Source organism: Streptomyces sp. NPDC002669, assembly GCF_042889165.1.
Classification (GTDB): domain Bacteria; phylum Actinomycetota; class Actinomycetes; order Streptomycetales; family Streptomycetaceae; genus Streptomyces.
This window is the reverse complement of the sequence record NZ_JBIAQQ010000005.1, coordinates 155,905-170,570: the sequence shown is the minus strand read 5'-3', so window position 1 is coordinate 170,570 and position 14,666 is coordinate 155,905. Positions and strand designations below refer to the sequence as shown.

At 74.2% G+C, this 14,666-nt stretch carries 13 protein-coding genes; 5 read left to right on the top strand and 8 right to left on the bottom strand.

The genetic code is table 11. The features are described 5' to 3' along the window. The first annotated feature begins 23 nt into the window (after nucleotides 1–23). Complete coding sequence (locus ACFYW1_RS09780; RefSeq protein ID WP_388989670.1) at nucleotides 24–635, top strand: FMN-dependent NADH-azoreductase; 612 nt, start codon at nucleotides 24–26, stop codon at nucleotides 633–635. Nucleotides 636–731: 96 nt separating this feature from the next. Here the strand turns inward: ACFYW1_RS09780 and ACFYW1_RS09775 are convergent, their stop codons facing one another. After that, nucleotides 732–1,142, bottom strand: a complete 411-nt coding sequence (locus ACFYW1_RS09775; protein WP_388989668.1) for a RidA family protein — start codon at nucleotides 1,140–1,142, stop codon at nucleotides 732–734. 77 nt (nucleotides 1,143–1,219) lie between these two features. Between ACFYW1_RS09775 and ACFYW1_RS09770 the strand changes: the two genes are divergently transcribed. Both ACFYW1_RS09770 and ACFYW1_RS09765 read left to right on the top strand, forming a co-directional pair. Continuing rightward, complete coding sequence (locus ACFYW1_RS09770; RefSeq protein WP_388989666.1) at nucleotides 1,220–1,609, top strand: winged helix-turn-helix transcriptional regulator; 390 nt, start codon at nucleotides 1,220–1,222, stop codon at nucleotides 1,607–1,609. A 177-nt stretch (nucleotides 1,610–1,786) separates the two neighbouring features. Continuing rightward, nucleotides 1,787–5,302, top strand: coding sequence for a protein kinase (locus ACFYW1_RS09765; RefSeq protein WP_388989663.1), 3,516 nt, complete (start codon nucleotides 1,787–1,789; stop codon nucleotides 5,300–5,302). A 74-nt stretch (nucleotides 5,303–5,376) separates the two neighbouring features. Here ACFYW1_RS09765 and ACFYW1_RS09760 read toward each other — a convergent pair whose 3' ends face one another. From ACFYW1_RS09760 to ACFYW1_RS09735, 6 genes are all read right to left on the bottom strand, one after another. Beyond that, nucleotides 5,377–5,973, bottom strand: a complete 597-nt coding sequence (locus ACFYW1_RS09760) for a VOC family protein (protein WP_388989661.1) — start codon at nucleotides 5,971–5,973, stop codon at nucleotides 5,377–5,379. 205 nt (nucleotides 5,974–6,178) lie between these two features. Continuing rightward, nucleotides 6,179–6,961: a maleylpyruvate isomerase family mycothiol-dependent enzyme gene (locus tag ACFYW1_RS09755; protein WP_388989659.1), complete on the bottom strand. Its 783-nt coding sequence runs from the start codon at nucleotides 6,959–6,961 to the stop codon at nucleotides 6,179–6,181. An 83-nt stretch (nucleotides 6,962–7,044) separates the two neighbouring features. Next, entirely contained in the window at nucleotides 7,045–7,614 is a 570-nt protein-coding gene (locus ACFYW1_RS09750; protein WP_388990166.1) for a hypothetical protein, read from the bottom strand. 155 nt (nucleotides 7,615–7,769) lie between these two features. After that, nucleotides 7,770–8,840: a prenyltransferase/squalene oxidase repeat-containing protein gene (locus ACFYW1_RS09745; RefSeq protein ID WP_388989657.1), complete on the bottom strand. Its 1,071-nt coding sequence runs from the start codon at nucleotides 8,838–8,840 to the stop codon at nucleotides 7,770–7,772. Then, nucleotides 8,837–9,595, bottom strand: a complete 759-nt coding sequence (locus tag ACFYW1_RS09740; RefSeq protein WP_388989655.1) for a class I SAM-dependent methyltransferase — start codon at nucleotides 9,593–9,595, stop codon at nucleotides 8,837–8,839. The genes ACFYW1_RS09745 and ACFYW1_RS09740 overlap by 4 nt, the downstream gene beginning before the upstream one ends. A 65-nt stretch (nucleotides 9,596–9,660) precedes the next feature. Continuing rightward, on the bottom strand, nucleotides 9,661–10,983 hold the full coding sequence (locus ACFYW1_RS09735) for a glycosyltransferase family 4 protein (RefSeq protein ID WP_388989653.1): 1,323 nt from the start codon (nucleotides 10,981–10,983) through the stop codon (nucleotides 9,661–9,663). Between the two features lie 232 nt (nucleotides 10,984–11,215). On the opposite strand from ACFYW1_RS09735, the gene ACFYW1_RS09730 reads away from it, so the two are divergent. Together ACFYW1_RS09730 and ACFYW1_RS09725 are read left to right on the top strand one after the other, a co-directional pair. Further along, nucleotides 11,216–11,845, top strand: coding sequence for a TetR family transcriptional regulator (locus ACFYW1_RS09730; RefSeq protein WP_388989648.1), 630 nt, complete (start codon nucleotides 11,216–11,218; stop codon nucleotides 11,843–11,845). A gap of 87 nt (nucleotides 11,846–11,932) precedes the next feature. Continuing rightward, complete coding sequence (locus ACFYW1_RS09725) at nucleotides 11,933–12,310, top strand: DUF4190 domain-containing protein (RefSeq protein WP_388989646.1); 378 nt, start codon at nucleotides 11,933–11,935, stop codon at nucleotides 12,308–12,310. 220 nt (nucleotides 12,311–12,530) lie between these two features. Here ACFYW1_RS09725 and ACFYW1_RS09720 read toward each other — a convergent pair whose 3' ends face one another. After that, nucleotides 12,531–14,516, bottom strand: a complete 1,986-nt coding sequence (locus ACFYW1_RS09720) for a helix-turn-helix domain-containing protein (protein WP_388989644.1) — start codon at nucleotides 14,514–14,516, stop codon at nucleotides 12,531–12,533. Nucleotides 14,517–14,666: the final 150 nt, after the last annotated feature.

Sequence of the window (14,666 nt, the reverse complement as noted above, 5' to 3'; positions counted from 1 at the left end):
CCAGTTTCCGAGGAGTGTTTTCCATGGCCGTTCTGCTGCACATCGACTCGTCCCTGTTCCCGCTGGAGGGCTCCGGCTCCCGTCAGGTCACCGACGCCTTCCGCAAGAGCTGGGAGGAGGCGCACCCGCAGGGCAGCGTCATCCGCCGGGACCTGGCCGCCACCCCCGTGCCGCACCTGGACGCCGCCACCGTCACCGCCGAGACCGTCCCCGCCCTGCGCGAGGAGCTCATCGCCGAATTCGAGAAGGCCGATCTCGTCCTCATCGGCGCCCCCATGTACAACTTCACGATCCCGTCCACCCTGAAGGCATGGCTGGACCAGATCCTCCTGGCGGGGCGGACCTTCGGCGAGGGCGTGTCGCCGTCCGGCAAGCGGATCGTGATCGCGTCCTCGCGCGGCGGCTCCTACCGGCCCGGCACGCCGCGGGCCGGTTTCGACTTCGACACCAACTACCTGCGGAAGGTGCTGGGCGACGTGCTCGGCCTGCCGGTCGAGGTGATCACGCGCGAGCTGACGATGGCCCCCGTCAACCCCGCCATGGCCGAACTGGTGTCGCTGGCCGAGGAGTCGGCGCAGCAGTCGCTGGAGCGGGCCGCCGAGTCCGCCCGGGAGCACGCCGCGCTCCTGGCCTGATGCCCGGTCCCGGTGGTCCCGGAGTCGACGGTCCGGGAGCGACGGCCTCGGAACCGACGGTCCGGGCCCGGCGGCCCCGAACGACCGCCCCGCCCCTCAGTCGAGCAGCGCGGTCGCCTCGACCTCGACGAGAACGTCCGGCTCGAAGAGGTGATCGACGCCGATGAGGGAGGCCGGTGGCAGGGGCAGACGGAGCCCGATCTCCTCGGCCACGGCCTCCACCCCGGCCATGAAGTCGCCGATCCGCTCCGGGCTCCACCGGGTCACGTAGAACGTCAGGCGCAACACGTCCGCGAACGACGCACCCGCGCCCGTCAGTCCGACGGACGTGTTGCGCAGCGCCTGGGCGACCTGCCCGGCCAGGTCGTCGGGCGCGACCGGGGTCCCGTCGGCCCGGCGCGCGATCTGTCCGGCGACATGGACGTGTCTCGTCCCGGTGCCCACCGCGACGTGGTGGTACGGGGCCGGCCGCAGCATGCCCCGCGGCGTGAAGTGCTGGACGGTCATGGGTGTTCCTCCTTCGAACCAGGTATCCGTAAGCTACTTAGTGGCAGAAGGACACTTCAACGAGACCAGGTTTCGCCATGGATACCGAGGACGGACTCCTCATCGGCCCCCCGCACCGCGAGCTGCTCGACCAGGTCCTCGACAAGTGGTCGCTCAGCGTCCTGGGCGAGCTGTGCGAACGCCCCTGCCGTTTCAACGAGTTGCGCCGGGCCATTCCCCGGGTCACGCAGAAGTCGCTGACCGCTACGCTCCGGCGGCTCGAACGCAACGGCGTGATCGAGCGCGAGGTCCTCCCCACCCGCCCGGTGGCGGTCAGGTACCGGATCACGCCGCTGGGCAAGACCCTGCGGCCTCCCGTCGACGTGCTGCTGGCGTGGGCCTCGGCGAACATGCCGGCCATCGCACGCGCGCGCGAGGACTTCGACGCGCGGGAGGAGTCGCGGCTGCTCGCCGAACTCGACGGGTAGGGACTCCCGTTCGGACCGGCCCGGGCCGGGCGGCGGGGTCCGTGCGCTCCGGCGCCGTCCGGGCGGTGGACCCCGGGCGGCCGGGCGTGCCACGGTGGTGCCCGATGATTCACCGACCGGACGGGGGCCGGTGACTCCCCGTGTTCCGGGGCCGGTTCGAGGAGTGGTCACAGGGTCATGCAGCGTTTCTGGCGTTCCCCGTTCCGGCGGGCCGCCCCGGCCCCTGCCGCGGAAACACCGGTCGTGGAGGGGCGGGCGCCGGAGGACTCGGACCGGGCCACGGTGCTTCCGACCGGGGCGGCTCCCGCGCCCTTTGCCGCGGACCCGGCGCGCTGGGCCCCCGGTTCGACCGTTGCGGGGCTCTACCGGGTGGACACCCTGCTGGGCGCCGGTGGCATGGGCGAGGTCCACCGGGTGCGGCATCTCGGCTGGCAGCACGACATGGCGGTGAAGAGCCCCCGGCCCGAGCTGTGGGCGGGCGAGCGGGGCACCGAGGCGTTCCTCGAAGAGGCCCGGGTCTGGGTGGGCCTGGAGCCGAACCCGTACGTCTGCGCCTGCCACTACGTGCGCGTGGTGGCGGGGGTGCCGCGGATCTTCTCCGAGTTCGCCGAGGGCGGCAGCGTCGCCGACGCGCTGCGCGGGGGCCGGATCACGACGGTGGAACAGATCCTCGACATCGGCATCCAGACGGCCTGGGGCCTGCACGCCGCGCACCGGGCCGGTGTGGTGCACCAGGACGTCAAGCCCGCGAACATGCTGCTGGGCGGCGACGGGCGCGCGATGCTCACCGACTTCGGGCTGGCGCGCGTCCGGGCCGGGGCGGCCCCGGCCGGTGCGGTGCCGCCCGCCGTACCGGACGGGGACGGGGGCGGGTCGGTCCTGGTCACCCGGACCGGGCTGACCCCGGCGTACGCCTCCCCCGAGCAGATGGCGGGCTCCCGGGTCGGCCGGCGCAGCGACATGTGGTCGTGGGCCGCGTCCGTGCTGGAACTGTTCCTCGGCGAGGTCGTCTGGATGGCCGGTCCGGTGGCCGGGGAGGCGCTGCGGGCCGCCGTCCGGGAGCCCGCCGCCCCCGGACGGCCGCCGATCCCGCACGAGGTGGCCGAGCTGCTGGACGCGTGCCTGTCCGTCGATCCGGACTCCCGGCCGCCGGACATGGACGCCGTCGCCGCCCGGCTGGTCCGCGTCCACGAGGCACGGACCGGCCGCCCCTTCCCGAGGGCCGCCGCGCCGACGGTGTCGCACCTGGCCGACGGCTGGAACAACAGGGCGCTGTCGCTGCACGACCTCGGCGAGGCGGAGGCGGCCGACCGGTGCTGGCGCAAGGCCCTGGAGGCCGACCCCCGGCATCCCGGCGCCACCTTCAACCGGGGGCTGGCGCGGTGGCGGGCCGGGGAGATCACCGACGCCGTCCTCGTCCGGGACCTGGAGTCGGCGCGGGCGGCGCACCCCGGCGACTCCCGGCCCCTCCACCTGCTGGGGCTCGCTCATCTGGAACGGGGCGACGCGCGGGCGGCGCTCGAAGCGCTGCGCGAGGCCGAGCGGTCGGGCCCGGCCGGTCCCGATCCCGAGACCGGTGCCGCGCTGCGCGCCGCGGCCGTGGCGGCCGGGCGGTCCGTGCCCGGCCGCACGCTTCCCGGGCACACCGCCTGGCCCCACTCGCTCTCGGTGACCCCGGGCGGCCGGTTCGCACTGTCCGGCGGTTCGCAGAACGAGGTGTTCCGGTGGGACCTGGGCACCGGGGCCCGGATCGGCACGGTCGACTCCGTGGCGGATCACATCATGTGCGTCGCGCTGACCCCGGACGCCGGGTCCGCCCTCGTGTGCGACGGCCCCGTGGGGAACGAACCGTCCTGGTGGGACCTGGCGAAGGAGAAGCGGCGCGGCGTCCTGCGGGGCCACCCGAAACAGGTCACGGCGCTGGTGATCACCCCGGACGGCCGGCACGCCCTGACCGGGTCCAGGGACCGGACGCTGCGGTGGTGGAGCCTGCCCGGCGGGCGGTGCCGGCGCGTCCTGAGCGGCCACACCGACGAGATCTGGTCGGTGGCCGTGACCCCGGACGGCCGCCGGGCGCTGTCCGGCGGCTCCGACGGCACGGTGCGCTGCTGGGACCTCGCCTCGGGGAGCTGCGCGCGGCCGATGACGGGCCACGAGTGGGTCCACTCGGTCGGCATGTCCCCGGACGGGCTGCTGGGCCTGTCCGGCGGGGCGGAGGGCACCGCGCGGGTCTGGGACCTGGCCGCGGGGCGCTGTGTCCGGGTCCTCGAAGGCCACTCCGACGCCGTGCGGTCCGTTGCCGTCGGCCCCGACGGGCGCCACGCGCTCACGGGGTCCGCCGACGGCACCGCATGCTGGTGGGACCTCGTGGACGGCCGTTGCCTGCGGACGTTCGCCTTCCCCGGCCACGGCATCGAGGCGGTGGCGTTCGCCGGTCCGCACGACGCCGTCGTCTCGTACGCCGGCGGCATCGAGCGGTTCCGGCTGGAGCCCGGCGACCCCGCACCGTGGAGCTACAGCCTTCCCGGCGGCGCGGAGGAGCTCGGCGCGCGGGCGGCGTCGTTCCGGGAGCACCTGGAGCGGTCCCGCCGGCTGGCCGGGGCGGACGATCCGGCGGGCGCGGCGGTTGCCCTCCGTTCGGCCGGGGCCGTTCCCGGTTTCGCCCGCCACCCCGAGGTCGTCGGGCTGTGGCGCCGGATCGGCCCGTACGGCACCCGGACCGGCCTGCGCGACGTGCGGCACGCCGGAATCATCGGCGGCGAGGAGAACGGGCACCTCGGCGACGTCGCCCTCACCGAGGACGGCCGGCGCGCCCTGTCGGGCGGCTGGGACAACCGGATCCGGCTCTGGGATCTCACCACGGCGGAGTGCCTGCACGAGTTCACCGGGGCGGGTCCCGAAGGCCCGCAGTACACCGGTCTGCCCTTCGGCCGTCCCAACCTCTACCGGGTGCGGGCCGTGGCCATGACGCCGGACGGGCGGTTCGGCGCCGCGGCGAGCGAGGAGGGCTCCGTACAGACCTGGGACCTCACCACCGGCGCCGCGGGGCCCGTCATGCCCGGCGGGGACGGCTCGGCCGAGGCCGTCGCCGTCACCTCCGACGCCCGGCGTCTCCTCGTGGGGTACCAGGACGGCACCGTACGGCTCTGGGACGCGGCCACCGGCCGGTGCGTGCGCACCCTGACCGGGCACACCTCGACGACGGACGCCGTCGCCCTCACCCCGGACGGCCGGTTCGGCCTCTCCGGCTCGTGGGACCGGACGGCCCGGCTGTGGGACCTGGGGACCGGCGGGTGCCTGCGGGTCATGACCGGATCCGACGAGCCCGTCACCGAGGTCGCCCTCACCCCGGACGGGGGCCGGGCGCTCCTCGGCGGCTGGGCGGCCGACGCGCGCTGGTTCGACGCGCGCACCGGCGCGTGCCTGCGGGTCCTCACCGGGCACACCGACGGGATCGCCTCGGTGGCCGTCACCCCGGACGGGCGCCACGGCTTCACCGCGAGCACGGACGGAACCATGCGCTGGTGGGACCTCGGTGACGGGAGCTGTCTGCGCGCCGCCCCGCTCACCGGGCACATCGGCACGGTCGAGGCGGTGGCGGTCACTCCGGACGCCCAGTCCGCCCTGTCCGCGGGTCCGGAGGGCACCCTGCGGCTGTGGGAGTTCGACTGGGACTTCGACTTCCCGTCCTGACCCGCGGGGACGGGGCGGGGTGTACGGGCACGGCTGTACGAACGGGGCGGCTGCGGCGACCGGTTGCGGGCCGGTCAGACGGAGGCGGGCCTGGCGGGGTCGGTCGGCCAGGTGCCGGTGCCCGCCCCGGCCCCGGTGCTGACGGGTGAGGGACGCACCCGCCGTCGGGTCGCGGTGCGCTCCCAGGGCTGCGGGTCCGGGTACGTCAGGAGCTCCAGGGTGCTGCCCCACGGGGTGCGCAGGTACACGAACCGGTTGCGCTCCCCCGCCTCGGGGCCCGGCAGCGGCTGCGGTTCGGCGAGCAGCACGGCCCCCGCGGCCACGCAGTCCCGTACGGCCGCGTCCAGGTCGTCGGCGTACAGCGCCAGGTGCTGCCAGCCGAAGTCGCAGGGCAGCACCGGGGGTTCGCGGCGGGGCCCCTGGAACTCGAACAGCTCGATGCACGGGCCGTCGCAGGGCAGGGCCAGCATCCTGACCGCCAGTTGCAGGGTGCCCGCCGGGACGCCGAGCCGCCGCTCGACCTCCGGCCCGCCGTTCGGCCCGTCCTGGCGGCGCAGGGTGTCGTAGAGCACCTCGGCGCCGAGCGCCCTGACGAGGAAGAGGGTCGCGGTCTCCAGGTCGGGGACCGTGACCCCGATGTGGTCGATGCCTCGCACGGTTGTGGCCGTCATGGGTTCACCGCTCCTGTCCGGGACCGCGCCGCCCGCCCCGGAGCGGGCCGGGACCGGCGTCGTGCCCCGCGCGGGCGGGCCGTCCCACCTCCAGCTTCGCTCAGCCCCGCCCCGCCCGCACAGCGGGCCCGCACGGCATCCGCCCGAATCGGTCCGGGACCGGCCGGAACACCGGTCCCGGAGCGGTCGGGGCCTCGCGCCGGGATCAGCCGAACGAGGCGCGCTCCAGCCAGAAGTCCAGCAGTTCCGCGTCGCCCAGTACCTCGACCCGGTCGCTGTCCGCCCCGAGACGGCGGTTGAAGACCAGCATGACGTCGGTGAGCGTGCCCCGCAGTGCCACGGTCGCCTTCTCGTGGGCGCGCCGCCAGGTGAAGCCGTCGTCGCCGAACTCGATCAGCCACTCGGCGTCCGGGACGTCCGTGGCGTGCAGATGGATGGAGCGGCCGGCCCCGGTCAGCTCGGCGGCCTCCGGGTCGCCCGCGGTACGGACGAAGGCGACGATCTCCAGCCACTCCTCGATGGTGTCCGCGGCCAGCGCCGGCGGCACCTCGTAGTCGGTCTTCGCGGCGAGCGCGGCGTCGGCGTGGTGGACGATCGTCTCGTGCGCCATCCGGCGCGCCCAGAACCCCGTGCTCCGTTCCCACGCCCAGGTCCACACCTCCTGGTCCGGCCCGGCCTCCCGCAGCGCCCGGACGGTCTCCGCCGCCCCCTCCGCGAGCCAGGCGTCGAGCACGTCGGGGTCGTCGCTCCCCGGCTCGAACCGCGGCACGTCCTTCTCCGTCACCTCCTCGGTGGCCCGGGTGCGCACGATCTCGCCCACCCAGCGGTGGGCGCCGCCGACGTGCACGGCGAGGTCGCGCAGGGTCCAGTCGGGGCAGGTCGGGACGGTCGCGCCGAGGTCCGCGCCCCGGAGCGAGGCCCTGAACGCGTCGGTGCGGGCGATGATCTCGGTGCAGTACTCGTCATGCGAAAGCAGCGGTGAACTCATGGGCCGAACCCTAGTGCGACCATGAACCGGAGCCCCATCGTTTTAATCCCGCCCCGACCACCCGGCCATGCGAACTCCCTCTCCTACCCGCCCAGTTGAGCGGTGCTGGGCACCTTGTCCTTGACCTCGGCGCCCGCGCTCGCGCCCGCGTCCTTGACGCTGTTGATCACGCTTTCGAAGACCCCGATGTCGCCCTCGCCCGCCTCGCCCTTGCGGAGCTTGGTGCCCAGGCCCTTGAGCGACTCGATGCCCGCCGTCAGGGGCGCGACCGCCTTCGACAGCAGCGGGTCGCCCTTGGCGTTGACCGCCGCCGCCTTCAGCCGGTTGTAGGTGAAGGCTCCCGCGAGGCCGGCCTTGACCAGGGCGAAGGTCCGCCCGTCCGCGCCCTTCTTGAACGTGCCCGCCCGGTACGGCTTGACGATCCACTGGTACGTGGCACCGGCCGCGAGCCCCGCGTTGCTGACGAAGCGCGTCTTGGCGAACTTCTGCGCCTGGACCGATGACGTCCCGCTCGGGGAGGCCGTGGCACTCGCGCCGCCCCCGTCACCGCCGCCGCAGCCGGTGGCCCCCACGAGCACGGCGCAGGCCAGCAGCGGTGACGCGAGCCTCCGGCGCAGCGGTACGGAACGGGATGCGGCGGCGGGGCCGGTCATGGTGGAACTGGGCACGGCGGGCCTCCTGGCCGGACACCTCGGGAATCCCTGCGAAAACGGAGAGTGACCGATTTCGGCACTCTCCGTAAGGTTCGTCCGGCCCGGTGCGGCCCGCCACCCGGGAAACGCCGTCCGGGTGGCCGGGGCCGCCCCGGTCAGCAGCAGTCGGGGTCCAGTCCGCGCGGCAGGTGCTCGCCGCCGAAGACCGCGGTGGTCGCCTCGTCGCCGCCGAGCGCGGCCACCGCGAGCAGCAGCGAACCGGCGGTCCAGGTGGTGAGCTCCTGGGGCCATATCGCCCGGTTGCCCTCGAAGACGTACCCCGTCCAGTACATGCCGCCCTCGGCGCGGAGGTGCTGGATGGACTGGAGGATCTCCAGCGCCCGGTCGGACTCGCCCATCACCCAGAGGGCCAGGGCGAGTTCGGAGCTCTCGCCGCCGGTGACCCACGGGTTGGGGAGCACGCAGCGCACCCCGAGGCCGGGGACGACGAAACGGTCCCAGCCCTCCTCGATGCGGTCCTTGGCGGCCTTTCCGGTGAGCGCGCCGCCGAGGACCGGGTAGTACCAGTCCATCGAGTAGCGGTTCTTGTCCAGGAAGCGTTCCGGGTGGCTGCGGATCGCGTGGGCCAGTGCCCCGGCGGCCAGCTCCCAGTCGGGCTGCGGTTCCTCGCGCCGTTCCGCGATGGCCAGCGCGCAGCGCAGCGCGTGGTGGACGGAGGAGCAGCCGGTCAGCAGCGCGTCGTGGACGGGGGTGCCGTCGGCCTCGCGCTTCCAGCCGATCTGGCCGCCGGGCTGCTGGAGCCGCAGGACGAACTCGACGGCGGCGTAGACGGTCGGCCACATCCGGTCGACGAAGGCGTCGTCGCCGGTGGCGAGGTAGTGGTGCCAGACGCCGACGGCCACGTACGCGCAGAAGTTGGTCTCCAGGCCCCGGTCGGTCGGCTGCCCGGGGTCGCCGTCGTGGTAGGCGGCGTACCAGGAGCCGTCCTCGTTCTGGTGCCGGGCCAGCCACTCGTACGCGCGTGCCGCGGCCTCGTGCTCGCCCGCGGCGTCGAGGGCCATGGCGGCCTCGGTGTGGTCCCACGGGTCGAGGTGGTGGCCCCGGAACCAGGGCAGTGCGCCGTCCTCGCGCTGGACGGCGAGGAGGGCGGCGACGGTCTCGGCGGCCTGCTCGGCGGTGAGGACGCCGGGCAGCACGAGGTGTTCGGTCCGTTCGGGAACGCTCACGCCTCGGCCCTGGTGAGGTCGTCGGCCGCGGCGGCCGCGGGCAGGTGCGGCTTGGTCGCGTACGCCACGAAGCTCTTGCCGACGACCGGGTTGAGGAGCTGCTCGGCGACCCGGGTCGCCATCGGCTTCTTCATGATGTCCCAGACCAGCAGCTTGTGGTACGCGCGGACCGGCAGCGCCTTGTCGTTGTCCACGCCGAAGGCGCACTTGAGCCACCAGTAGGGCGAGTGCAGGGCGTGGGCGTGGTGGGTGCCGTACGGCTTGAGGCCGGCGCCGCGCATCTTGGCGAGCAGTTCGTCGGCCTTGTAGATGCGGATGTGGCCGCCCTCGACCTCGTGGTACGCGTCGGAGAGCGTCCAGCAGACCTTCTCGGGGCCGTAGCGCGGCACGGTGACCGCGATCCGGCCGCCGGGCCTGAGCACCCGGACCATCTCGGCGAGCACGCCCTTGTCGTCGGGGATGTGCTCCATGACCTCGGAGATGATCACGACGTCGAAGGACTCGTCGGGGAACGGCAGGTTGAGCGCGTCGCCCTCCATCGCGGTGGCGGTGGCGCCCTCGGGGGCCTCGCCGGCCTCCTTCATCGCGGCGAACCACTTGGCGACCTCGCGGATCTCCTCGCCGTTCCGGTCGAGGGCCACGACCTGGGCGCCGCGCCGGTAGCACTCGAAGGCATGGCGTCCGGCGCCGCAGCCCAGATCGAGCACTCGGTCGCCGGCGGCGAGCGGGAAGCGGGTGAAGTCCACGGTCAGCACGAGTGCCTGCTTTCGCGGTCGGAGGGGATCGGGGGCGGAGTCGAGTGCGGGACGGGGCGGCCGGATCAGCGTCGGCGGCCGGCACCGGACCGGGCGGCGATCGCCTCGCGGTAGAGGGCCGCGGTGCCGATGGCGGCCTGCTTCCAGGTGAACCGGGACAGCACCCGCTCGCGGCCCGCGGCGCCGAGCCGGGCCCGCAGCTCCGGGTCGGCGAGCAACCGGCCGAGCGCGTCGGCCAGGGCCCCGGGGTCGGCGGGCGGCACGGCCAGGCAGGTCTCGCCGTCGGCTCCGGCGACCTCGGGGATCGCGCCGCCGGTGGTGGCGACCAGGGGCGTGCCGGTGGCCATGGCCTCGGCGGCGGGCAGCGAGAAGCCCTCGTACAGCGAGGGGACGCAGGCGATCTGGGCACCGCGCACCAGGTCGACGAGTTCGGCGTCGCTGATGCCCTTGACGAACTCGACGGCGTCCTGGAGGCCGTGCCGTTCGATGGCCTGCGCCACGGGTCCGTCCTCGGCCCGCTTGCCGACGACCACGAGGTGCGCCCGCGGGTTGCCGGTACGGAGCTTGGCGAGGGCGTCGACGAGGTGGACGAGGCCCTTCAGCGGGACGTCGGCGCTGGAGGTGGTGACGATCCGGCCGGGTATCTCGGCGACCGAGGGGTCGGGGGACCACAGGTCGGTGTCGGCGCCGATGTGGACGACGTGGATGCGGTCCGGGCGCACCCCGAGGTGGTCGACGATCTCCTGCCGGGAGGATCCGGAGACGGTGAGGACGGAGGGCAGTCGGCGCGCGACCCGCTTCTGCATGCGGGTGAAGCCGTACCAGCGGCGCACGGAGGCGCGGCGGCGGCGGTTCTCGGCGGCGTCCAGCTCCAGCTGCCGGTCGACGGTGATGGGGTGGTGGATCGTGGTGACGAGCGGGGCGCCGAGGTCGGCGAGCAGCCCGTAGCCGAGGGTCTGGTTGTCGTGGACGACGTCGAACTCGCCGCGGCGGGCGGCGAGGTGGCGCCGGGCGCGCAGGCTGAAGGTGAGCGGTTCCGGGAAGCCGCCGGTCCACATGGTGGCGACCTCGGCGAGGTCGATCCAGTCGCGGTACTCGTCGCGCTTCGGGGTGCGGAACGGGTCCGGCTGACGGTAGAGGTCCAGGCTGGGCAGCTCGGTGAGCGGGACGCCCTCGTCGAGCACCGGGTAGGGCTGGGCGCCGATCACCTCGACGCTGTGGCCGAGCCGGGCGAGTTCACGGGCGAGGTGGCGGACGTAGACGCCCTGGCCGCCGCAGAAAGGATTGCCCTTGTAGGTGAGGAGTGCGATGCGCAACGGGCGGTCGTCGGCGGTGCCGGACGCGTCCGGGCCCGTACGGGGGCCCGACTCTATGGCCTCAGCGGTCACACTCGGCCCCCTTCATCACTGCGTTTCCGCCGGAGCGTAACCGCTCACGCTAATCTAGAACAAGTTTCAGACTGGATCGTTCAATGAGCTACGAATCTACCGGCAGGTAGCGTCGGTGCAACGGCCGGATCAGGTGATTCGCGCCACCACCGGGCCCCCTGGCATGCTGTCGCCGCCGGGAGACCGAGCGCCTCCCTCCGATCGCGGACAGCAGCCATGGATGGGGGAGATCATGACCGCGGAAGCCAGGCCGGCGTTGCCGCCCCTGACCGAACGGCAGGAGGCCCGCCGCCGCCGCATCCTGCACGCCAGCGCCCGGCTCGCCGGGCGGGGCGGTTTCGAGGCGGTGCAGATGCGTGAGGTCGCGGAGGCCGCCGGGGTCGCACTCGGCACCCTGTACCGCTACTTCCCCTCCAAGATCCATCTGCTGGTCGCCACCATGCAGGACCAGCTCCAGCGCATGCACGCGACGCTGCACAAGCACCCCCCGGCCGGGGACGACGCGGCGCAGCGGGTCGCCGACACCCTGATGCGGGCGTTCCGCGCGCTCCAGCGCGAGCCGCACCTGGCGGACGCGATGGTGCGGGCGCTGACCTTCGCGGACCGCAGCGTCAGCCCGGAGGTGGACACGGTCTCGCGGATCACCACGACGATCATCCTGGACGCGATGGGGCTGGAGCACCCGACGCCGGAGCAGCTCTCCGCGGTCCGGGTCATCGAGCACACCTGGCACTCGGCCCTGATCACCTGGCTGTCGGGGCGGGCGTCGATCGCCCAGGTGAAGATCGACATCGAGACGGTGTGCCGGCTGATCGACGTGACCCGGCCACCGGAAGCGCCCCGGTCCCGGGATGTGCCCTAGCACACACCACCCTCCTTCCGCAGCGTTTCATCACACCCCCCTCACCTTTCTCTCCGAAAGGGCCACAGGTCGCTCCCTAGCATGGGCATGACCAGCACCGATGGAGAGGAACGCATGTCCGATCAGCCCACCGACACGAACAACACAACGGGACCCCAGGCTCCGAACGGACCGGGATACGCCGCCCAGCCCCCGGCCGGTTACGGGTACCCCATGGCCGCCCCGCTGCCCAGCGGCAAGGCGACGGCCTCGATGGTGCTCGGCATCCTCGGCCTGATCCTGATCCCGATCATCCTGCCGATCATCGCGCTGTGCCTCGGCATATCGGCCAAGCGCATGGCGGACCGGGGCGAGGGCGGCGGTCGCGGCCAGGCGGTCGCGGGCATCGTGATGGGCATCATCGGCATCGTCTTCGCCGCGATCGGCGCGACCGTGGCCACGATCCAGGCGGTCGGCGCGTTCTGACGCCCGTCCGCGCGGACGCAGGGTTCCCGGCCGCATCCGGGAAACCTCGCGACCGGTCCGGGGCGCTCTCGCCGGCCCCCGGTCCCCGCGTTCTTCCCCGGCTCCCGGGGTTCCCTTCCCGGCCTCCGGCCGACGGCCCGGCACTCCCTTCGCGAAGCCCTTTCCGAGGCCCCCGGTCAACGACGCCCGGGACCCCCTCTTCCGGTGCCGAGGCCCCCGGTCAGCGTTTCCGGCCGCCCGTCAGCAGATGCAGCCGCAGGGCGAGCTGGAGCTCCAGCGCCCGGCCCGGCTCGTTCCAGTCCGGCCCCAGCAGCGCCTGCACCCGGTCCAGCCGCTGCACGACCGTGTTGACGTGCACGTGGAGTTCGTCCTTGGCCCGGACGAGACTGCCGCCGGACCCGAAGTAGGCGCCGAGGGTGCGTACCAGCTGGGTGCCGCGCCGCGCGTCGTACTCCAGCAGCGGCCCCAGCGCCGCCGTGACGAAGCCGTCGACGTCCTGCGCGTTGCCCAGCACCACGCCCAGGAAGCCGAGTTCCTCGACGCAGGCCCCTTCCCCCGTACGCCCCAGGACCCGCATGGCGTTCAGACAGCGGGTGGCCTCCTGGTGGGCGCGGACCAGTTCCCGGACCCCGCCGGCCGGGCCCGCGGCGGCGACGGTGACGGGGGTCTGGGCCAGTTGCCCGAGCCGCTCCGCCGCGGCGCGGGCCGCGTCACCGGCCGCCGTCGCCGGACCGTCGGCCGCCGTCAGCAGCACCACGCTGCCGGCGTGCTCCGCGGACACCCCGTGGACGTCGCCGCCGAACAGGTAGCGCACCGCGGCGGGGGCCAGCCGCTCCCGGGCGCCGCCCTCGGCGACCTCGGCCACCAGCAGCAGATGCGGGCGGTCGAGGTCGACGCCCAGCCGCCGGCCGCGTTCGGCGAGACCGTCCGGGTCGCGGTCGGCGCCCGTCAGCAGGTCGGTGACCAGCTCGCCGCGGACGCGGTTCTCGGTCTCGGCGACGGTGCGCCGCAGCAGCAGGAGCAGTCCGGTGACCACGGCGGCCCGTTCGTAGAGCCGCCGGTCGGAGTCGTCGAGCCGCCCGTCCCGGTGCAGGACCAGCCCGGCGAGGAGTTCCTGCCCGGCCAGGACCGCGCAGATCCACCGGCCGTCGCGGTGCACGGCCCGGGCCCCGGTACGGGACTCCTCGGCGGTCTCGGCCAGCCAGCCGGCGTCCATGGCGTCGGGGGTGAAGTCGGTGCCGTCGGGCCGGACGGCCGCCAGGGGGCGCCCGGCCGGGTCGTGGATGGTCAGCGGGGAGTCCAGCAGCCCGGCGACCGCCGCCGCGACGTCCTTGACCTCCCGGCCGCGCAGCACCAGGTCGGTCAGCCGGTCATGGGACTCCTCGGCCCGCCGCATGGCCGCCGAGTGTTCCCGCACCGCCGCGTTCGCCTCGGCCAACTCCGCGTTGGTGACGGCGAGTTCGTCCAGTGCGGACCGGGTGTCGGCGAGCGCGCGGGCGGTGTCGATGGCGATCGCCGCGTGGGCGGCGAGCGAGCAGAGCAGGGCGACCTCGTCGGGGCTGAAGACCCGGGCGGCGCGGTCGGCGGCGAAGAGGACGCCGATGACCTTTCCCGTACCGCCCCGGCTGGAACCGAGCAGCAGCGGAACGCCCAGGATGGCGACGAGCCCCTCGTCCAGCACCCCGGCGTTGATGTTGGGGGTGTGGTGGAAGCGGTCGTCGGTGCGGTAGTCGGGGGTCGCGTACGGTCGCGCGGTCTGAGCCACCAGGCCGCCGAGCCCGTCCCCGAGTTCCAGCCGCAGCCGTTGGAAGACCACCGACACCGACCCGTCGGTGACCCGCATGTAGGTGTCCCCCGCCTCCTCGTCGGGGAGCGTGAGGTATGCGGTGTCCGTGCCGAGCAGCATCCTGGCCCGGCGCACGATCGCCTTCAGCACCGCGTCCAGGTCACGGGAGGCGGCGAGGTCGCCCGCGGTGTCGAAGAGCGCGGTGAGCTGGAGCTCGCGGCGCCGGTGCTGCCGCAGGGCGCCCCTGATCCGCAGCGCGGTGGCGGTGGCCCGCTCCACCTCGGCCAGATCCCCCGGCGCCACCCCGTCCGCCCGCGCCTGGGAGGAGACGGCCCCCAGCGCCTCGGCGGGGGCGTCGTCGGCCAGCAGATCGAGCAGACGGCGCAGATGGGGGGCGGCGGAGGCGGGCGGTTCGGTCATGAGCGGTCGGCAATCGTCGAAAGCGGCGGGGGCACCGGCCGGCACCCCCGCCGCGTTCGTACCCGCCCGACGGGGTCCGACGCAAGACACGGAGCAAGGTCTTCGCCCCGCCCCGCCGGATCACGGCGCACCGTGACGACGGAGAGGGCC